The 20230-nt window shown below is 56.8% G+C and carries 18 protein-coding genes; 3 read left to right on the forward strand and 15 right to left on the reverse strand.

All coding sequences use genetic code 11. From position 1 onward, the window contains the following. Nucleotides 1–383: 383 nt before the first annotated feature. From MNODULE_RS18145 to MNODULE_RS18170, 6 genes are all read right to left on the reverse strand, one after another. Nucleotides 384–2486: an EAL domain-containing protein gene (locus MNODULE_RS18145; RefSeq protein ID WP_168062498.1), complete on the reverse strand. Its 2103-nt coding sequence runs from the start codon at nucleotides 2484–2486 to the stop codon at nucleotides 384–386. 75 nt (nucleotides 2487–2561) lie between these two features. Beyond that, the gene (locus MNODULE_RS18150; protein ID WP_168062500.1) at nucleotides 2562–2981 is read right to left on the reverse strand and encodes a cupredoxin domain-containing protein; all 420 of its coding nucleotides are present in this window, start codon (nucleotides 2979–2981) and stop codon (nucleotides 2562–2564) included. A gap of 20 nt (nucleotides 2982–3001) precedes the next feature. Next, on the reverse strand, nucleotides 3002–3715 hold the full coding sequence (locus tag MNODULE_RS18155) for a hypothetical protein (RefSeq protein WP_168062502.1): 714 nt from the start codon (nucleotides 3713–3715) through the stop codon (nucleotides 3002–3004). Nucleotides 3716–3757: 42 nt separating this feature from the next. Beyond that, complete coding sequence (locus tag MNODULE_RS18160; RefSeq protein ID WP_168062504.1) at nucleotides 3758–5998, reverse strand: MtrB/PioB family decaheme-associated outer membrane protein; 2241 nt, start codon at nucleotides 5996–5998, stop codon at nucleotides 3758–3760. A 9-nt stretch (nucleotides 5999–6007) separates the two neighbouring features. Then, nucleotides 6008–6955, reverse strand: a complete 948-nt coding sequence (locus tag MNODULE_RS18165) for a DmsE family decaheme c-type cytochrome (protein ID WP_202882256.1) — start codon at nucleotides 6953–6955, stop codon at nucleotides 6008–6010. 80 nt (nucleotides 6956–7035) lie between these two features. Further along, entirely contained in the window at nucleotides 7036–7368 is a 333-nt protein-coding gene (locus MNODULE_RS18170) for a c-type cytochrome (RefSeq protein WP_168062507.1), read from the reverse strand. A 591-nt stretch (nucleotides 7369–7959) separates the two neighbouring features. Between MNODULE_RS18170 and MNODULE_RS18175 the strand changes: the two genes are divergently transcribed. From MNODULE_RS18175 to MNODULE_RS18185, 3 genes are all read left to right on the forward strand, one after another. Further along, nucleotides 7960–8316 (forward strand): hypothetical protein, encoded by a 357-nt coding sequence (locus MNODULE_RS18175; RefSeq protein ID WP_168062510.1) that lies wholly within the window; start codon nucleotides 7960–7962, stop codon nucleotides 8314–8316. 24 nt (nucleotides 8317–8340) lie between these two features. After that, a complete protein-coding gene (locus MNODULE_RS18180) occupies nucleotides 8341–8709 on the forward strand; it encodes a cupredoxin domain-containing protein (RefSeq protein WP_168062512.1) in 369 nt (122 codons plus the stop codon). Nucleotides 8710–8822: 113 nt separating this feature from the next. Then, a complete protein-coding gene (locus MNODULE_RS18185; RefSeq protein WP_168062514.1) occupies nucleotides 8823–9209 on the forward strand; it encodes a globin domain-containing protein in 387 nt (128 codons plus the stop codon). A 113-nt stretch (nucleotides 9210–9322) separates the two neighbouring features. Here the strand turns inward: MNODULE_RS18185 and MNODULE_RS18190 are convergent, their stop codons facing one another. The 9 genes from MNODULE_RS18190 to MNODULE_RS18230 all read right to left on the reverse strand — a co-directional run bounded on the left by MNODULE_RS18190 (nucleotide 9323) and on the right by MNODULE_RS18230 (nucleotide 20131). Then, nucleotides 9323–9619, reverse strand: a complete 297-nt coding sequence (locus MNODULE_RS18190) for a hypothetical protein (protein ID WP_168062516.1) — start codon at nucleotides 9617–9619, stop codon at nucleotides 9323–9325. 346 nt (nucleotides 9620–9965) lie between these two features. Beyond that, nucleotides 9966–10499, reverse strand: a complete 534-nt coding sequence (locus MNODULE_RS18195) for a tyrosine-type recombinase/integrase (RefSeq protein WP_168062518.1) — start codon at nucleotides 10497–10499, stop codon at nucleotides 9966–9968. A gap of 55 nt (nucleotides 10500–10554) precedes the next feature. Continuing rightward, entirely contained in the window at nucleotides 10555–11109 is a 555-nt protein-coding gene (locus MNODULE_RS18200; RefSeq protein ID WP_168062520.1) for a hemerythrin domain-containing protein, read from the reverse strand. 19 nt (nucleotides 11110–11128) lie between these two features. Continuing rightward, entirely contained in the window at nucleotides 11129–13438 is a 2310-nt protein-coding gene (locus tag MNODULE_RS18205; protein ID WP_168062522.1) for a heavy metal translocating P-type ATPase, read from the reverse strand. A gap of 263 nt (nucleotides 13439–13701) precedes the next feature. Further along, complete coding sequence (locus tag MNODULE_RS18210) at nucleotides 13702–14076, reverse strand: redoxin domain-containing protein (protein ID WP_168062524.1); 375 nt, start codon at nucleotides 14074–14076, stop codon at nucleotides 13702–13704. A 92-nt stretch (nucleotides 14077–14168) separates the two neighbouring features. Beyond that, complete coding sequence (locus MNODULE_RS18215) at nucleotides 14169–14906, reverse strand: copper resistance protein B (protein WP_202882257.1); 738 nt, start codon at nucleotides 14904–14906, stop codon at nucleotides 14169–14171. Continuing rightward, nucleotides 14903–16666: a copper resistance system multicopper oxidase gene (locus MNODULE_RS18220; RefSeq protein WP_168062526.1), complete on the reverse strand. Its 1764-nt coding sequence runs from the start codon at nucleotides 16664–16666 to the stop codon at nucleotides 14903–14905. Before MNODULE_RS18220 ends, MNODULE_RS18215 begins: the two co-directional genes overlap by 4 nt. After that, nucleotides 16663–19050, reverse strand: a complete 2388-nt coding sequence (locus MNODULE_RS18225) for a heavy metal translocating P-type ATPase (RefSeq protein ID WP_168062528.1) — start codon at nucleotides 19048–19050, stop codon at nucleotides 16663–16665. Before MNODULE_RS18225 ends, MNODULE_RS18220 begins: the two co-directional genes overlap by 4 nt. 19 nt (nucleotides 19051–19069) lie before the next feature. Next, entirely contained in the window at nucleotides 19070–20131 is a 1062-nt protein-coding gene (locus MNODULE_RS18230) for a type II glyceraldehyde-3-phosphate dehydrogenase (protein ID WP_168062530.1), read from the reverse strand. Between the last annotated feature and the right edge of the window lie 99 nt (nucleotides 20132–20230).

The following is a 20230-nucleotide window of genomic DNA, read 5'->3' on the forward strand; positions in this document are numbered from 1 at the left end:
TTGCATCAAAGCAATCTTTCCATCCGATGATTAAAGCCGGGTGACCTTAGAAGAAAGTATGCTTCGGCATTGGAGAAGGCGCTACACCACAAAAGGGGTGTTTTGTATACGAATATGAAAAATTTAGAGGTGATCGCATTACCGACCCGTATTAGTACGACATATTCCTTCCGGGTTTACAATGGTTTTTTGAAGGTCTTAAGGATCATACCTTTAGGCCAAGGAGCAGGAGGGGGAACGACATGAATGAGGTGCCAAAGAACTTTAATCGGGTCCGTAGTATCCGCAAAGTAATGGACCGGTCGAACTGTTTTATGAGTGTGTTGAAAACGGTACTCCCCCACTTGCGAAGCGACAAATGAGGGTCAAATTATTTTTCCAAATTAATTTTTCTTCAATCCCCAGGGAGATTCGCTCAACCAACGGATCAACGCCTCGCCCGACAGCGGTTGAGTAAAAAAGTAGCCTTGGGCAAGGTCACAGTTCATCTCGTCAAGCCGGTTTAAAATGCTTTCGCTCTCGACCCCCTCTGCGACCACGCCGAGGCCGAGGTTGTGGGCCAGATCAATGGTAGAGCGGACGATTTTGGCGTCTCCCGTATTCTGTATCATATGCATCACGAACGATTTGTCGACTTTGATCTGATCGACGGGAAGTTTCTGCAGATACTTCAAGGAGGAGTATCCGATTCCGAAATCGTCGATTGAGAACCGGATTCCGATGTCGCGAAGCGTGAACATCATCTTCTGCGCATGGGCAGGATCGGTCATGATCGCGCTTTCGGTAATCTCGAATTGGATAAATTCCGGCGGGACCTCGCCTTCTCTTAGCAGTTCCACTACGGTGCCCGGAAGCTTCGGATCGAGCAGGTTGCGAGCCGAGAGGTTGGCAGAAACGACAACATCAACCCCAGCCCGACGCCACTCCCTGCACTGTTGAATCGCCGTCCGCAGCAGCCAATAGGTCATCGGATGAATCAAACCTGTCCTCTCCGCAGGCCCGATAAACTCGTCCGGGGGAATCATCCCATGCTGCGGGTGGTTCCAGCGCACCAGCGCCTCCGCTCCGACCGTTTTTTTATCTCTGATGCTGATCTTCGGTTGGTAATGTAGAAGAAGGTGGTTCTGCTCGATGGCTTGCCGCAACTCCGCCATCAAGGCCAGCCGCTGCGGATGATGTTTATCCAACGTTGGGTCGTAGAGTGCGTGACCGCTGCCGCTCTCTTTCGCGGCATGCATTGCGATATCCGCCCGCCGAAGCAGCTCTTCGGAAGTCCTTGCATGCTCGGGGTACAATGCGACGCCAATGCTTGCCTCCACCGCGACTGGCAAGTCCTCGATCGAGAAAGGAGAGAGGAGAAGTTTTTGGATTTTCTCAATCACAAATTGGATGTCCTCCGCCTTGGCTAATTTGGGCAGGAGAACGGCGAACAGGTCTGCGCCTAAATGCGCAACGACATCCGGCTCAAACAGAACGCTTTGCAGGCGCAGTCCCAACTCTTTCAAGAGAGTGTCTCCGCGGAGATGGCCGAGCGTTTCATTGACCTCCTTGAAACGATCGAGGTCGATGAGTATTAAACCGATCGGATGCCCCCCTCCGTCTTCGGCTCGAATGGCGCGATGGATGCGGTCGATCAGATTATTCCTGTTGGGAAGATCGGTCAGCGGGTCATAGAAGGCCATGTGCTGAACGGTTTCTTCCGCCTTTTTGCGCTGGGTGACGTCTTGTTTGATCGCGATGAAGTGGCTGATCCCCTCCCGTTCATCCGTCACCGGGGTGATCGTCATCTCCTCGGTATAGAAACTTCCGTCTTTTCTCCGGTTGATGATTTCCCCCTGCCAAACCTCTCCGGAGAGGATCGTCTTCCAAAGATGGTCGTAAAAAGAAGGGGGCTGCAAGCCCGACTTAAGCAGCCGCAGGGTTTGGCCAACGGCCTCTTCGAACGTATAGCCGGAATTGCGAAAAAAGGCCGGATTCACCCAGAGAATCCGGCCCTTACTGTTCGTGATCACAACTGCGTTGGCGGCGGAATTCAACGCGGTGCTTTGAAGACGAAGCTGCTCCGCGCTCTGTCGAAGCTCCGCTTGAACTTTCTCGCGTTCTCGGCGAACTTCCGCTTCCCGCAATTCCCGCTCAACGGCCGGGACCAGCCGCGCCAGCCGGTCCTTCTTGACGTAATCGTGTGCTCCCGCTTTTGAAATTTCAACAGCGGCTTCTTCCCCGATTCTTCCCGATACAACAATAAACGGAATATCAATTTTCTTTTCTTGCAGCAGGGCCAACGCAGAAAATCCGCTGAAATTCGACATCAAAAACCCCGAGAGGACAAGATCCCACGGTTCTCGGTCGAGCGCGGAACGCATTTCTTCGGCGGTGCAAACCTGTTTGAAAACCGGAAGAAACCCCCCAAGCTGAAGCCTCCGCACAATCACTCTTACATCGTTTTCCGAGTCTTCAACCATTAAAACGCGGAGCGGTCTTCCCATCTAAACACTCCTTTCCCGACGGGAGGCGTTCTTTACGAATATTGAACATGATTTTCAAGCGGGTTCGATCGGCGGCTACTTTTTCACCACCACGATTTTCCCCTCCATCCCCAACGCGCGGTGATTGTCCAAAAGGCAGTAGTAGGCGAATCCGCCGCTTTTGAATGGAACGAATGTGATCGTCGTCTTTTTTCCCTTCTCCGAGACGGTTTCAGACAGGATGTGGAAATTGGGAATCGCGATGTGGTGATTCAAATTATCGCCGTTAATAAGCGTGATCTCTACCACGTCCCACTCATTCACAAAAAGGTCCGGATTCACCATGCCCTTGATCTTCCCCCCGGCGCCGACAAAAAGACGCTTCTCCCCTTTCATCTCCGAAGTGAGGGTATAAGAAACGGCAGGATGGTCCGGCCCGGTCGCATTGGCGCCGGCGGTGATCATCAAGGCGAGCACCCCGAATAAAGATATAAAAAAGACTCCGGTTTTCATCATGCTTTTTCCTCCTCGTCCCTTCATTGTTGTTGGTCTTTTTTCAGCCACATCTCGTAAAGCGACAGAACGATTTGGGCCGCCAGCGACAGCCCCATCAACAGGCCCCCGATGATGACCGTGTAGGCGAAAAGCGGTTGAAGCTTGGTAAACCACCAGGAGCCGATATCGACCCAGATCGCCAGAAAAGGGATCGCCACCAGAATGGCGCGCCACCGGGCGTTCACCTCGCTGAGAACAAAAATCCCGCTGGTGAACATAAAGATAAAGCTGATTCCGAACAGATGGATATGGGAGACGCGGACCAGACTCTTGATCGACTGTCCCATGTCGATCTGGGTAAAGGCCGATACTTCTTCATAAGTCGTCAGCGGCGGGAGCGGCATCCCCGATTCCTTGCTGTGGCAAGTGGCGCACTGATCGAGGAAAATTTGCTTTACCGGGGCAAAATCGGCTTCGGTCGCTCCCTGCCTGATCCACGCCACGACTTCCTTTTTTTGAGCCGGGGCGAGATTCTCCCCCATCGACCCCTCCAAGGTCCCTTCCAGCCGGGTAACCCCCCGTTGGCCGTAGTACTTGATGATCACCGCCTGCACCATACCGGTTCCATCTTTCGAATGGGGCTCAATTTCAATCAGGAAAAGATAGAGGACCGCCATCAAATATCCGATCCCGATGCTCAGCAGAAAACAGGTGAACAGGACTTTTATCGGTAGCGAAGCGGTTCGCAACTTCATTTTATCTTCTCCTTACTCCAGACGGGTTCACCCTCCGAAAGATCAGAAACGATACCCGACGACAAAACTGACGATCTGGGCGGTGTAATCGCGGATCTGGGCCCCCAGGTAAATGCTGGTTCCCGAGCCGGCTTCGACGTCGCCCATGAAGGGCTGCATCACGTCGGTCCGAAAATCGGTGATGTCGAACTTCTCAAGGATATATTGAAGCCGCCAAAACAGCGCCGGCGACACCGCGTAGCGAAGCGCGGCCTCCAGCCGCTGAAGGCGCTCCGTGATGTCGGGATAGTTCTCCGCCGTTGCGGAGATGTTCTGCGCCTCCGTTCCCCCGGCGGGAGGAACCGGGTTGGAAGCGCGCATCGCCCCCACCGCCCGAGAGGCGTTCCACGAAAGATCGAGATCGGCTTTCGACGGGATCAAAACAATATTCACCGACACCCCGACCGTATCGATTTTATCTTTGTTCTGAGAGATCCAATCGTACGTCGGATTCTCGAGTTGGGCCGGAGGGGTTCGATACCGGGAGCGCTGTAGCGCGTCGAAGACCTCCCGCATGTAACTGGCGTAGAGGGTGATCCCAGGCGCGATCGGACTCCAGGAAAAGTCGAGCCCGGCCGCCCAGTTCTGATCCTCCTGAAGGCCGAAAGGGGAATTCTTGTAGTCGTCCTTCCGGTAGCTGACCGATGGGGTGAACGAGAGGGTCTCCTTCGGGCTGATCTGCGCCAGAAGGTCGACGCGGTGGCGGTCGCGGTCGGCCTCGTCATATTTGCGAAGGAGCAGATGCTGGGCTTGCGTGGTGTCGAGCCCTTCGACATCGACATGGGTGTGCGCCAGGTGGGCGAAGGTATTGTAGTCGCCGTTGCGCCGCCACGATCGCGCGTAGGAGGTGCGCAGCAGAAGCCAATCGATTCCGGTGTAGTCGAGCGACACCTTGGGTGTATGCTCGTTCGTCGTCGGCGCCTCCCGATGACGATCGTCCCGGCTCCAACGCATCCAATCATAACCGACGCCGAGCGAGAGCGACCGGCCCGATTGCCAATCGGTTGCAGCCCCGGCGCTCTCTTTTGTATAGTTGATGCTGGAGCTTCTGACCTCTTCGTTGAGGATCGAGAGATCGGTCCGGACCTGGGCCGGGAAGATCCGCTCCGGGGTCTTGTTGTTGAATCCATAGAACCGATAATAACTTTTCACCCCCACACTCTCGACCGGACGGCTCGTGAACTTCAGATAACCGGTCCAAATGTCGACCTTGCCGTCGAGGCTGTCCGCCGGGAGGACAAGGGCCGGCGCCGAAACGGCGGTGTTGATCGTATGCGGAAGAAAATGATCGTCCTGTGTCCGCCGGCTGTAGGAGAGGGTCCCGGAGAGACGGCTGCGCCGCGGAAGGTTGACCGCGCCGGTGAGATGGATCGTATGGGCCACGTTGTCCGGAGGGAGGTCCAAGCGGCCGCGGCTCGGCGCGCCGACGGCGTCGGTCGCGCTGAGGGGATTGTCCCAGATCAGCGCATCAATATCGTTCTGAAAGAGAGACAAACCATAACCTAGTTGAAGCTGCCACCTCTCCCGCGTCAGCTCCGCCGTCAATTTCAGATCGTCGATGCGTTGATCAATCGGCTCCGGAAGCTCCACCTGATTGGTGAAGAGAAAGGTGGTTGAGATCGGCCGGTTTCCCTGCTTATGAATCACGGCATACTCCGCCTGAAGCGTCAAGGTGGGATAGGGAGACCCAACCCAGAGAAAACGCGCGGTGTCCCAGCGGGTCGTCAGGTCGACCGGCGGAGTCGTTGCCAGAAAACTTCGCAGAATATTAGGCCGGTCCGCAGCGGCCGCCCCCGCCAGACTCGTTTGGAGGAGATCGGGAAGCTGGAAAACCCCGGGGGTCGTCTCCACAAAGGGGCTGCGGCCCGTGTTGCTGTAGGTGTGCGGGGTCTGATCCCATTCAAACTCAAAGAGGCTTCGTCCGGGACGGACGCTTCGCAAAAGAAAATTCTGATCCTCCTCGCCGATCTCCCGCGCCCTTAATTCCAGAAAATAACGATCATCGGCCCGGTCGACCCGCAGATAAAGGTTCTCCAGGAAAGGTCCGGCGGGAACCTCTCCGTATTCCTCGAACTTACCGCGGTCCTCCTCCGAAGGGCGGTCGATAAAGACCCGTCCCCCCACTTCCACCTCGCCGCTCAGACGAACCCTTTCTTCTTCCGTTTCGGCAAAGCCCGCGGCCGGAAGGAGAAGAAGCGCCGTCATTAGAAAGACACCCCAAGAGAATCGAATTCGATCGTTCATCTTCCCCTCCTAACGTTGATAGGCTCGGCCCGATGGATGATTGCTCCCGTGAATCGTGCTGTGACAGTTCGTGCAGGAGCGGTTGAAAACAAACCGCGTTCGGGGATCATGCGGCTGGGTCGGATGCCGTGTTTCCAGGTGGCACTTCTGGCAGAGCTTCGGTTTGGCGGTGATGAGCAGCGCCTCGTGATTGGAGCCGTGGGATTCATGGCAATTGGCACAATTCTCCATCGCCGGCGGGTGCTCCCAGAGAAACGGTCCCCGTTTCTCGGCATGGCAGGAATAACAGAGATCGTTCACCGAGTTGGCTTTGAGCAGCGCGTCTGAGATGCTTCCATGAGGGTTGTGGCAGCTCGAGCAGGTCATCTTTCCTTCCCGCAGCGGCATATGGGTGGATCGCATCAACTGCGCCTTTCGCTGGATGTGACATTGTCCGCAGGTCTCTATTTCGGTCGGCTTCGCCAGCTGATATCGCTCCGAATGATTGTCCATCACCCGATGGCATACGGTGCAGGCCAGCCCGCGTGCTTCATGAACGCTTCCCTGCCAGTGAAGTCGAGCCGACTTTTGGTGGCAACCGAGGCAAACCGAATTGCGCCGGTCGACCGGGGTGGGGTCGTTTTTTGAAAAAGTAATCAGGCGCTCATAAGAGTCACCCGACGATTCCGCATGAAGCTTTCCGGGGCCATGGCAACTTTCACATCCCTGGGCCTCTTTTTCAGTCCGGGGATGTTTGAGAAAGAGTTTGCCCATGGTCGTCGTCGCAAATCGCTCGTACTGTTTCTCATGACAGAGCCGGCAGGTTTCCGATCCGACAAATTCGGAGGAAGCCGGAGGAGAGTCGGCATCTTCCGCCGCGGCGGAAACAGGACCACTGACCCCCACGGCCGCCCAGACGAGCAGCCCCATCAACCCTCCAGCCATTGCCATGAGAAGGATTCGACCCTTTGCATTCAACGCGACACCTCCTTGTGTGTAAAGATCGAGCCGCTTTAATGAAACCGAGAAAAGACGCAGCCCCTTCGATCGTCATCGAGCTATTTTTTCAAGGACAACATGTAGTCGACCAAAGCAGCGATCTCTTCCTCGCTCCCCTTGACGGCCATCATCTTCGCCCCCGGCACTGCCTCTTTCGGGTTCTTGAGGAACTTCTTCAACCAATCACGATCACGCTGATTTCCGACATCGGTCAAATCGGGCCCCATCTTGCCACCCGTTCCTGCAATGACATGGCAAAGGCTGCATTTCTTATCCCCATAGAGCTTCTTCCCCTTTTCCACGTCGGAAGCGAATGCCGGCGAAATACCATAAAAGACAACGCTCAAAGCAAACAGAAAACCGGATATAAGAATAGACGCGTGTTTCATCATCTCCTCTTCTCCTTTTCGTACACTTCGACACACCATTTGATTCAGATGGCTTCCTGTCCACCCGCTCAAGCCGCCGGGCTGTAACGATTTCAATCCGGCGCACAGACGGCGGGTCGGATCATCCGCAAGAAGCGGTCGCCAGATGTCGCCCCGGGGGATCCGATCTGATCTCCGACGCCCGCGTCCACGCTCCCGATGTCGGAAGGACATTGATCACATTTTCCTTGATGTTGATACGGACTCCGCTGGGATACCGGTCATACATTATCCCAGTGGTAACTAAACGAACGCCTTAACGAGATGCATTCAGGGAAAATATACTGCCACATTTGAAAACGCGCAACACCACGAGCGTGGTGTTTTGCACTTGGACGCGGGCGATAAAACAAAACACCTGCGTTATTTTCTTTATCAACACCCTTCGGTATCTCTCCGATGGACAGAAAAAGGAGAGAGAGGAAGATTTGAACGTTTTACATTCGCGCGCAAAACCCCCCTTTCGTGGCGTTGCGGCGTTCCAGTGGACGACGCATACTTTCTTCTGATCACTTCGAGCAGAAATAAAGGCATCATCAATTAAAGGAGGTTTTCATGGAGACGATGACATGGTTTCTTTCCGAGATGGCTCCCTGGATCGGGATCCTTCCTTTGGCGCTCTTTTCCTTCATTCCGGCAATCTATCTCCTCTCTTCCGCGCGACCGCAGGTAAAGAGAGTCCAGGTTGTTTGTCCGCAGTCGGGAAAACGGATCAAGGTCCGATTGAAGATCAACCTCTTCAGAAATCCCAATAAAACTGGAAAAGGCCTGGATATCGTGAGCTGTTCGAACTATTCCGGAGCGGCGGTCGATTGCGCTAAAGAATGCCTGTTCGACGCCAGGGCTCAACAGGCCTTTCGAAGAGCGGGAAGACGACATGCGGCGAAAAACAGCATTATTGTTCTCCCATAAGTTTTTTATCTCAGGAGAAATAAAATGAAGAGAACAATATATGCGCTGATCACATTCATCCTCCTCAGCGCCGGAACGGCGTATGGAAAGACCTTCACCTTGAAAACAACGATGTCGGGCGAATTCGCTTTTGTCGGTCCGGACGGAACGAAGAATCCGACCCTCGAGTTGCACGAGGGCGACGTTGTGGAGCTGATCATCGAAAACGGCGATGGGGCTCCGCATGTTTTTGCGATCCCTGAACTGGAGGTGAAGTCGAATCGGGTCGACACGGTGGGGGAAAGGACGATCGTCAGATTCGTGGTGAAGAAAGGAGTGTTTAAATACTTCTGCCCTCTTCCGGGCCACCGCAGGCTCGGAATGGAAGGAACGATTGTCTGCAGGCGTAAATGAGATCGTACGACGGCTCACTCTCTACATCTTTCTCGACCATGCGGTTCGCTCTTTCGTTCTTGACGTATGTTTTCAGGGCGGTATACTCGGTGGAGTGTGTGAGGAGGAACGACATGAATGAGGTGATGCAGAGTTTTAATCGGGTCCGCAACAACGGATTAGCCGAGCGGTTTTACGAAATCTTCCTGGAGGCGGACCCTCGGCTCAAACCGCTGTTTACAAATACCGACTTCAAGCGGCAGAGAGATCTGCTCATCCATGCCATCGTGATGTTGATCGAGTATGCCGACGGAAAACCGCTGGGGGAAATGGCGATCAGACGGTTGGGTGAGCTCCACAGCCGCAGGAAAATGAATGTGACCCCCGATCTTTATCCGATCTGGGTCGACGCGATGGTCGGCGCGCTCGCCGAATTAGACTCCGAATTCTCTCCCGATCTCGAACAGCAATGGCGCAACGTCATGCAAAAAGGGATTGCAGTGATGGTTGAGATGAATTAGAGGTAACGCTCCTCGCCCGATGCCGCTCGGTTGACAGAATAGAGTAAATTAAGTGAGATCTGTCGGGATAACCTTGTTGACAGAGAATGGACTCTCGTTTGGATCCAGATTTTTTAACGAACATATTGTTGAAGAAGAGTGATGAGATAGACAATGTAAAGAGTCAAAAGTAATAACCCCCGTCTTTGTTCGATAAAACCGCTCCGCGTAGGAAAGATGAGCAAAACGGCCGCAAGTCCAAACAGCAACGCGACTGCCACCTCGATCACGTTAACAGTGATAGGATGGATGACGGCTGCCACGGCAATAATGAAAAGACCATTAAAGATATTGCTGCCAAGAACCGTCCCCAGACTCACCTCATCGTGACCTCGAATCTTCCCAACGATGGTGGTTGCAAGCTCCGGCACATCTTATCACCTGAACTCAAAACAAAAAGCTCTTAGATTGTCAACGAAGACTAGCTACCGCCTTTTCGTCCCCGCATGGTCAAAAAACTCATGTGGCCTTTCCATGTAGATCCAACTGAAAAGTAAATTAGGCCTTAAAGGGGTAGACTTTATAAGATTAGGATAATAGTAGAGAGTGAAGGTTATCCTCGGTTCATAGTCATCATGCGTATTAGGACGGAATTACGAATGTGATAAAAACGTGATAGAACCAATCGGAACAGATGTAATCATCCGATTCAATAGAACGAATAGAATGCTGACAAGATTCTGATTTTAAAAGAAATGCGGGGAAAACAAACCAAAATCAAGCCGTTATGAAAAATGCCTCTTTTATACTGGCAGTCTTGGGGTCAGGGGTTCGATCCCCCTCAGCTCCACCAAAAATATCAAAGGGTTGGGAAACCAGCCCTTTTTTTTCGTCCAAACATTGGCCAAACATTGGCCAAATCTGAGGGGCAGAGCGGGACATTTTGTCCTGAAAAACCTTCATGAAGGCCGACCCGTCCTGGCGCGTTAAGTTCGGAATGAACTTCGAGTACTTCTGTAACATTCGAATCGTGCTGTGTCCTAACATCTTCGCCACCCACTCCGGATTCTCGCCCGATCCGAGCATCAGTGTCGCAAAGGTATGCCGTGTTTGATACAGGGTCCTCAATCGAATCCCCGCCTCTTCGAGGGTTGGATACCAGACCCGGTTCCGAAGGTTCGCGGTATCCAGAGCGCCCCCGATTGCGTTCGGAAATACATACTGACTTGCCCATAAAACGATCGCTCGCTGTTTTAGCATGACCTGTTGAACGGGTGGGAGCATGTCGACGTATCGTACCGGATCATTCATGATGGGGTTCGTCCCCTTTTTCAAGACACGAATGCCCTGGTCGAGCAAGTCCGGATTACTTTAGATATACCTCGCTGAGGTGATCGAGGAGGAGATGAAACTCCTCATGTTTTCCTTTGCCGACCACCTCTTCCTCGATCCGGTCGAACGCGTTTAAGAGCGCCTTCTGCTTGCCGTCGCTTAAGAAACGATCCGCCATCGGAAACAGAATGTGATTTTCTTTTTCGATATGTTGGGTCAGATGTTGAATGTAGCTCCGGGCCGACGCGGCGAACGAAGCGGCCGCTTCCGGATCGTCGGCCTGATAACCGGCAACGGCCTTGGAAAGAGCTTCCACATACCGACGGCCCTGATCGTGCTCCTGCAACATGACCCCGACCGGTCCCCCCTCTCTCGGCATTCCGGCTTCTTCCAGCGCAGGAAAAAGAAACGTCTCTTCTTTTCCATGATGGCATCGGTCGGCAAAAATTCGGATAAACTCCAACATTCGGTCAAGATCGGTCGCATCCACCCGCTCTCCCGCCTCCAAACGCGCGGCGACCTTGTCCAGCACCCTCAGCAGGAGGAGGATCGCTTCGTGTTCCTTCTTCAGTTGATCGGTCGGCTTCATGATGACCTCCCTCTATTTTTCATAATCGCAGCCTTCTCAACCGCAGGGCGTTCATGATGACCGAGACCGAACTGAAGGTCATCGCCGCGGCGGCGATCATCGGCGAGAGGAGAAGACCGAAAACGGGATAAAGCACCCCTGCGGCGATCGGAACGCCGAGCGTGTTGTAGATAAAGGCGAAGAAGAGGTTCTGACGGATGTTCCGCATCGTCGCCCGGCTGAGTCGGCGGGCCCGGACGATGCCACGTAGATCCCCCTTGACCAGCGTCACGCCGGCGCTCTCCATCGCCACATCGGTGCCGGTCCCCATGGCGACCCCGACCTGGGCCTGGGCGAGGGCAGGGGCGTCGTTGATGCCGTCTCCCGCCATCGCCACGGTCCGCGCTTCGGTTTGAAGTTGTTTGACCACTTCCGCTTTCTGCTCGGGCAATACTTCGGCTTGAACATGGTCGATGTGGAGCTTGCCCGCCACCGCCTCGGCGGTCTTGCGGCTGTCGCCGGTGAGCATCACCACTCTGATCCCCTCGGCGTGGAGATTTTTGATCGCCTCCGGGGTGGTTTCCTTGATCGGATCGGCCACACCGATCAAACCGGCGGCTTTGCCGTCAACGCTCAAGAACATGACCGTCTGCCCCTCGGCGCGCTGACGGTCCGCCTGCTGCGGCAGATCGCCGGAATCGATCTCGAGGCTTTTTAACAGACTCTGATTTCCGAGCGCCACTCTGTGATTTTCTATTTCGCCGGTCACCCCTTTTCCCGTCACCGATTGGAAGTTGTCGGTTTTTTCCAGGGTCAGTCCTTTCTCTTCGGCGCCTCGGACAATCGCCTCGGCCAAGGGATGCTCGCTCCCCTTTTCCAATGTTGCGGCCAGTCTTAACGCCTCTTTCTCGTCGATCCCTTCGACTGGAATGACCGCAACCAGCCTCGGCTTCCCTTCGGTCAGGGTCCCGGTCTTATCGACCACCAGCGTATCCACCTTTTCCATGATCTCCAGCGCCTCGGCGTTTTTGATCAATACCCCCATCATGGCCCCTTTTCCGGTGCCAACCATGATCGACATCGGCGTGGCCAGCCCCAGAGCGCAGGGGCAGGCGATGATCAGGACAGCGACGGCGTTGATCACGGCGTGGGCGAGCCGCGGCTCCGGCCCCCAGAATCCCCAGACAACCATTGTGATCACGGCGACCGTCACGACTGCCGGAACAAAATAACCGGAGACGGTATCGACCATTTTTTGGATCGGGGCGCGCGAGCGCTGCGCCTCGGCGACCATATGGACGATTTGAGACAAGAGGGTGTCGGCGCCGACCCGCTCCGCTTTCATCAAGAGGCTCCCGGTGCCGTTGACGGTGGCGCCGATCAGCCGCGTTCCCTCGGTTTTTTCGACCGGAATCGGTTCCCCGGTCACCATCGATTCATCGACGCTGCTTTTTCCCTCGATGACCGTTCCGTCAACCGGAATCTTCTCGCCGGGGCGGACCCGGAGGATCTCTCCCGGCATCACCTTTTCGAGCGGGATATCCTCTTCCGTCCCATCGGCGCGGACGATCCGCGCGGTCTTGGGTGCCAGCCCCAGCAACAGCTTGATGGCGGCGCTGGTTTGGCTGCGCGCCCGCAGTTCCAACACCTGCCCCAACAGCACCAAAGCGGTGATCACGGCGGCCGCTTCGAAATAGGCCGGAACCACCCCCATCTCGTTGAAGACCGACTTCGGAAAGAGTCCGGGAAAGAGGACGGCGACCGCGCTGTAGATCCATGCCACCGAGATCCCCAAACCGATCAAAGTGAACATGTTGAGATTTCGCGTGACGACTGATCTCCAGCCGCGGACGAGAAAGACCGATCCCCCCCACCAGACGACGGGGGCGGAGAGCACCATTTCAACCCACTGCCGGAGTTTGGGATTGACGATCCCGGCTACACCTTCCGGCCGGAACTCGGCGGCCATCGCGCTGAGGAAGACCGGGACGGCCAGCGCCGCGCTGATCCAGAAGCGGCGGGTCATCTCGTCGAGTTCGGCGGTGTCCTCCTCGGCTGCCGCCGTCCGCGGCTCCAGCGCCATGCCGCACTTGGGACAACTCCCAGGACGATCCTGAACCACCTCCGGGTGCATCGGGCAGGTGTATTCGGTCTTTCCCTCTCTGGACCGATTTTCCGGTTGAGCCGTCTGTTGCGGGGCCTCTCCCCTATATTTTCCCGGCTCGGCTTTAAACTCTTCTAGACAGTGCACGCTGCAAAAGAAATAGGTTTGCCCCTCGTACTCGATGTTACCGGCCGCTTTTTTCTCCTCTATTTCCATTTCCATCCCGCAGACCGGATCGGTCGCCATGATTTCCCTCCCTTTCTATATTTTTCAAGTTTCCCCCGATCGCCGATACGATACAATCCCTCAAAAGGGGTATTTTACCGAACCGAACGCGGGAGAAATAAACGACTCAAGGAAACCTATTTTGACCTAAGCGGTGTGTCGCGCTTCCCCGGGAGCGTTGGATTCCGGGAGAAGCTCGATCTTTCGCAGGGCGTCCACAAACGTCTGATCACTGATCGCCGAGAGGTGGCTTTTAAACCGGACAATACCGGAGGAGTCCAAAATCAACAGATTGTAAAGCGGACAGGCCCCGGAGGGTGCGGCAGTCCGAGCCTCTTTCCCACCCAGTCGCCCGGGTCCAAAAGGAGTGGAAAGGTCATTCGATGCGTTCGGAGAATCCGCTCCGGCGTCGCGCGATCGTCTGCAAGCGTGGAGAGGGCGAAGATCTCGATCCGGTCCCGATGCTTCTCATAGGTCCGCTGGAGCAGCGAGATCCGCTCCTCGCAGCTGCTGCAAAGGTTGGTGAGCCAGAGGACCGCTCCCTTCGTCGGGAAATTCTCCAAGAGGGTAAATGATCGGCCGGCGAGATCGCTCAGCATAAAATCGGGAACCCGGTCGCCGATCTCCGCTCCCTTTTTTGAGGGGAACGGAAGAGCCATCGCGCGCGGATGAAAACCTTCCAGAAAAGCGATTTTATGAGAGCACGTAGGTTTTGCACAGATCTCCTTCTCTAGTCTCCGAGCAGGTCCTTTCAGAACCAGAAGCGGACGCCGGTGACGAATGTCAGGTCACCGACATCTTCCCCTTTACGCCGCGCGAAATCGGCGGTGCGACCGGCTTTACGCTCCCAGGAGACGCCGATGTATGGGGCGGCCTCCCGGACAATCTCATAACGGACCCGCAAGCCGAGCTCGACCTCGCTCAAGCCGGAACCGATATCGAGCTCTTTGACCTCTTGGGCGGCGAAATTCAGCTCCACGGACGGCCGGACGATCAGCCGCTGGGTCAGGAGCAGCTCGTACTCCGCCTCAATGCGAGCCGACGCATCCCCCTTATTGCTCACAAACACCGCCGCGTCGATCTCGAAGAAGTAGGGGGCAAGCCCTTCAATCCCAAAAATGGCGTAGCCGCGCGAAGGATCGGGCTTTACATCGTAACGACCCCCGATCTGAAGGTCCCAAAGCGCCGCAATGGCCCGGCTGTATAAAAGCTGAACCTCGGCGTTTTTCGTCTCTTTATCGATTGTGTGATCGCCTTGGGTCTTCAGCCAGACTTTGTTGTAGTCTCCACCGATCCAGCCCTGCGCCTCCCAACTCAGAGTGTCTTCACTTCCAATCCGGTATTCGAATTGCTCGATCTCTAAAAATGTATAGAGCCGAGAGTCTTCCTCCGCGGCCATTTCCGGACTGTCTGCAAGAGCGGCCGGAGCGAAAGCGACAAGAGCGATAAGGCAGACGCCGGCGATCATCGACCCGTTCATGAATGTCATGGGTGGGCCTTCTCCCCGTCATCGGATACCATCACATCCAACATCATTCCCGAAGCCATATGGTAGGCGAGATGACAGTGGAAGGGCCACGCTCCCGGCGCATCCGCCGTCATGATAAAGGAGAGCCGCTCCCCCGGCTTCACATTGATCGTGAACTTCCGGGGATTGTACTCCCCGTTTCCGTTGTCGAGCTCCATCCACATCCCGTGCAGGTGAATCGGATGCTCCATCATCGTGTCGTTCACGAAGATGACGCGCAGCCGCTCCCCATGCCGAAGCCGGATCGGGTCGGCCTCCGAGTGCTTCTTCCCGTTGAATCCCCAGATGTATCGGTCCATGTTGCCGGTGAGGTGAAGCTCGATCTCCCGTTCGGGCGGGCGGCGATCGTAGCCCGGCTCCAAAGCGCGCAGATCGGCATAGGTCAAGGCCCGCGTCCCTGTATTCTCAAGCCCGGCGCCGGGCTCCCGAAGGCGACTCCTCGGCGCCATTGCGACCATCGAATTTCCCCGTCCGTGGGTGTCAGGGCCGTGCATCACGGGCGGTTCCTCGGAAGACATTCGAGTGGCCGCTCCATTTTCTAGGCCATCAGAGATGCTATCTCCATGGCCCATTGCGTCGTGCTCCATTCCCGGCATTGGGTCTTCCGCCGCAGGCGCCTTCCCACCCGGCTTCATTTCGTGCGCCCCCTCTGACATTCCCATATCGGCCATCGTGCGGATCGGCCGAGGCCGCGTTTCCGGAAGAGGAGCCGACATCCCAGGACGTGGCGCGAGCGTCCCTCTCGCATAGCCGCTGCGGTCCATCGCCTCGGCGAAGAGGGTATAGGCCCGATCCTCCTGCGGCGTAACGATCACGTCATAAGTTTCCGAGACGGCGATCCGGAACTCGTCGACCGTCACCGGCTGGATGTTCTGCCCATCGGCCTGCACCACTTCCATCTTGAGGCCCGGGATCCGGAGGTCGAAGTAGGTCATCGAGGCCGCGTTGATGAATCGCAGCCGTACCCGCTCTCCCGGTTTGAAGAGGGCGGTCCAGTTCGCTTTGGAGGGCTGACCGTTGATGAGGAAGGTGTAGGTGTAGCCGGTGACATCGGCGATGTCGGTCGGGTCCATCCGCATCCGGCCCCAGGCAAGGCGGTCGGAGAGTGTCGCTCCCCAGCCGTTCCGACGGGCATCCCGGAAAAAATCGAAAAACGTTCGCTTGTGGAAGTTGTAGTAGCCGCTCTGCTTCTTGAGCTTGGCCAGGACCCACTCCGGATTCTCATCGGTCCAATCGGAGAGCATGACGACATACTCCCGGTCGTATTGGAACGGCTCCGGCTTCGCCGGGTCGATGATCAGGGGGCTGTAGATCCCGGACTGCTCCTGCAGGCCGGAGTGGCTGTGATACCAGTAGGTCCCGCTCTGCTTGACGGTGAAGCGGTAGGTGAACGTCTCGCCCGGAGCGATATTCTCGAAGCTGATGCCGGGAACGCCGTCCATCGTGTTCGGTACGATTACGCCGTGCCAGTGGATCGAGGTCGGCTCCCGGAGACGGTTGGTAACCTGAAGCGTCACCTCCTCCCCTTCTCGCCATCGGAGCGCGGGACCGGGAACCGCGCCATTGATCGTCATCGCCGTCCGCTCCCGGCCGGTGATATTGACCGGCGTTTCATCGATGACCAAGCGGTACTCCCCGGCCAGCGCCGTCGCCGAGGCGAATAAGAGCGCGATGAATGCAAGAAGTCCTCTTTTAATTGGCGCCCCTTTCTTTTTCCTCATGCCGCTCGGCGCATCTGATGCGTTTTCTCGTGGCTCTTTTCTTCAGTCGATACGGCGGACGATTTTCGAATCCCCGCAAGGCGCGTCCACCTCAGCAACATGGCGTTCATCGCCACCAGGACCGTGCTTCCGGACATCGAGAGCGCCGCCGCCTCCGGGCTGATCGTAATCGGATAGAATACTCCCGCCGCCAGCGGAAAGGCAATCACGTTGTAAGCAACCGCCCAAAAGAGGTTCTGCCGCATCTTCCGCAGCGTCGCGCGGGAAAGCTCGATCGCGCCGACCACATCATACGGATCGCTCTTCATCAACACCACATCGGCGCTCTCCATCGCCACATCGGTCCCGGCGCCGATCGCGAATCCGACATCGGCTTGCGTGAGCGCCGGAGCATCGTTGACCCCGTCCCCCACCATCCCCACCTTCTTCCCCTGCGACTGAAGCTCCTTGATCTTCTCCGCCTTCTGCCCCGGCAAGACGTCGGCCAGGACGATCTCGATCCCCAGCTCCGCGGCGATCCTCTCGGCCGTCGCGCGGTTATCGCCGGTCAGCATGGCGACATGAACTCCCCGATCTCTCAATTTCTTCACCGCCTCGGCGGCGGTGGGACGGGAGGCGTCCGCGATCGCGATCAGACCGATCAGTTTTCGATCCTGAGCGACATGGGTCACCGTTCTCCCGGATCCTTGAAACTGGTTTGACGCCGCATCAAGGCCGCTCATGTCGATCCCTTCTTCCTCCATCAACCGCCGATTCCCGAGAAGCACCGACCGGCCGGAGACCTCGGCCCGCGCTCCTTTTCCCTCGATGGCGGTAAACCCTTTTGCCGGCTTCCGCTGGAGCCCTTCCGCTCGACGGAGAATCGCCTGGGCCAGCGGGTGTTCCGATCCCTCTTCGACCGCCGCCGCCAAGGAGAGAACTTCGTCTGCGCCTCTTCCGGCGCCGGTCGCCACCTCCACCACCTCCGGTTGTCCCATCGTCAAGGTCCCGGTCTTATCGAAAACAACGACATCCAGCTTGGTCGCCTCCTCTAACGCCGCGGCGTTCTTGAAGAGAATCCCGTTCATCGCGCCGAGCCCGGTTCCGACCATCACCGCCATCGGGGTGGCCAATCCCAACGCGTCGGGGCAGGCAATGACGAAGACCGTGATCGTGAGGGTCATTGCAAAGAGAAGGGGGCGGTCCGCCCATCCGTACCAAAACGCAAAGGTGATCAGACCGATTCCAATCGCGGAAACGACGAGCCACTGGGCGGCGCGATCGGCGAGAAGCTGCGCCGGAGCCTTCGAGTTCTGCGCCTCCTGGACCAGCTTCACGATCTGGGCGAGCGCGGTGTCGGCTCCGACCTTGGTGGCGCGATAGCGGAAGGTTCCACTCTTATTGATCGTGGCCCCGATCACCGTGTCGCCCGGCGCCTTACTCACCGGCATCGATTCGCCGGTGAGCATCGATTCGTCGACGAGTGACGCCCCCTCGACGACTTCGCCGTCCACCGGGATCTTGTTCCCAGGACGGATCACGATCAAATCACCAACCTCCACCTCCGCCGTCGGAATCTCCACCTCGCGGTCGTTCCTGAGGACGGTGGTCATCGGTGGGGCGAGGTCCATCAGCGCCCGGATCGCGCTGGACGCCCCGGCGCGGGCCCGCATCTCCAGCCAGTGACCGAGCAGGATAAAAACCAGCAGAACGGAGGCCGCCTCGTAGAACTGCTCTCCTTGGAAGAAGAAGGTCGCGCCAACGCTGAAGAGGTAGCCGGTTCCGACGCTCAGCACGACGAGGACCGCCATGTTCAGCGCGCCGTTTCGAATCGCCCGGACGGCGGCGATCACGAAAGGCCAGCCAGGATAGAGGATCGCGGCGCTGGCCAAGAGAAAAAGCCAGACGTTGAGACTCAAACCAAAAGGGGGAGTCAGCCGGATGAAATCGATTCCCATTGGCGTATAGAGAAAAATCGGAACCGAAAAGAGCAAGGCGATCCAAAAGCGGTTGCGCATGTCGCGCGCCATCTCCGCTAAATCCATCCCGGGGCCATGCCCCATCTCGTGCGCCATCTCCGCCATCGCGGGAGCGGCTTTTGGAGCTGTCGAATTGGCGGTATGCTCCCGATGTCTCTCCATCGGGGCCGGCATCGCCGCCGGATCTTCCGGCACGCAGATGTGCTTGGGAACCATCTCGCCGTGACAATGATGGCCGCACTCCTCCACCCGCTTCTTGATCGTTTTGAGATCGATCACCGCCTCGTCATACATCACCGTGGCGGTATCCGAGACCGGATTGACCTCCACCCGCTTCACCCCCGGCAGACGCATCAACTGCTTTTCCACGCCGCGGGCGCTCAGCGGCGAGAGGATCTCCCCGACCTCGATAATGCTCGTCTTCATCGATGCCCTTTCGAAAGCGCTAGGCCGCCTCCGCCTTCTCCTTTTCAATTTGAAGAAATTCTTTCACCACTCCCAGCGCCCTGTCGGTTTTCTCGATCGACTTCATCGCATCTTTCTCGATCCCGGCCAGCGCCCGGATCGCATCAATCGTCTCGGGAATGACGATCGCCTGATTGTCGACCTGATAGGTATAGTAAACTTCATTCCTCTCGACGGTAAGAACGTCTTCCCAGAGGCCCACCTCATAGAGGTCGGCCCGTGAGCGCCCCAGATCCGACATCAGCTCCTTCGTGCTGTTGATCGCTGTTACCCCTTCTTCCATCCGAACAAACGCAATCCGAGGCGCCGCGCGAAACGCGGCGAGGACCTCCTCCTTTGTGGAAGATCGGGTCAGCTCGACCCACCAGGTATGGAGATGGCTGATGTTTTCCGGGGCCTTCACGGCGATGGTGACGACATCCAGATCGGGGTCGACGGTCCGCGCGTCGGGTCCTTGATGGCTGGGGATCACCTTCTCCGGAACGACCGTGTTCAGGATGCCGTCGAGGTGCGACTCCCATGGATCGGAGGCCCGGCGGATCAGGGTCCCCCGTGCGCGCTTCAACAGCCCCGCCTTCTTCAGCGCCGTGAGCGTGCGGACGATGGAGGTGGTGTTGCAGGAGACGATCCGGGTCATGCTTCGGCCGAGCGCTGTTTCGTAGTTCGCCTGCGCCACGAACGAATGGCCGGTCAGCGCGTGTGCCTCGCCTCCTTGGAAGATCGCTTTGATCCCAGCCTTTTCGTAACGCGCTTTGTTTCCGGCGGCGATCTTCTTGGGGGTGCAATCGACCGCCACGTCGACCCGGGACAGAAGTTCGTCCACCGTCCCCGCGACCGGAATCCCAGCGGATCGCATCTCCGTCGCTTTCTCCGGCGCCGCCGCGAAGACGGGAATCCCCAAGATCGCCGCAGTTTTAATCCGGTAGTCGGTCACGATGTCGGCCACGCCGACCAATTCCAAATCGTCTTGTTTTCGAACCGCGTCGACCACCCGCTTTCCGATCACGCCATAACCATTCACGGCCACTTTTACTCTGCTCATCGTACGCTCCTTTCTAAAGCCTTCACATGCATTAAATTGATTTTTTAGAATCCACTTCCCTCCATTCTGAACAAAAGACCCCAAGAACACAACACCTCA

It is taken from the genome of Candidatus Manganitrophus noduliformans (assembly GCF_012184425.1).
GTDB lineage: Bacteria > Nitrospirota > Nitrospiria > SBBL01 > Manganitrophaceae > Manganitrophus > Manganitrophus noduliformans.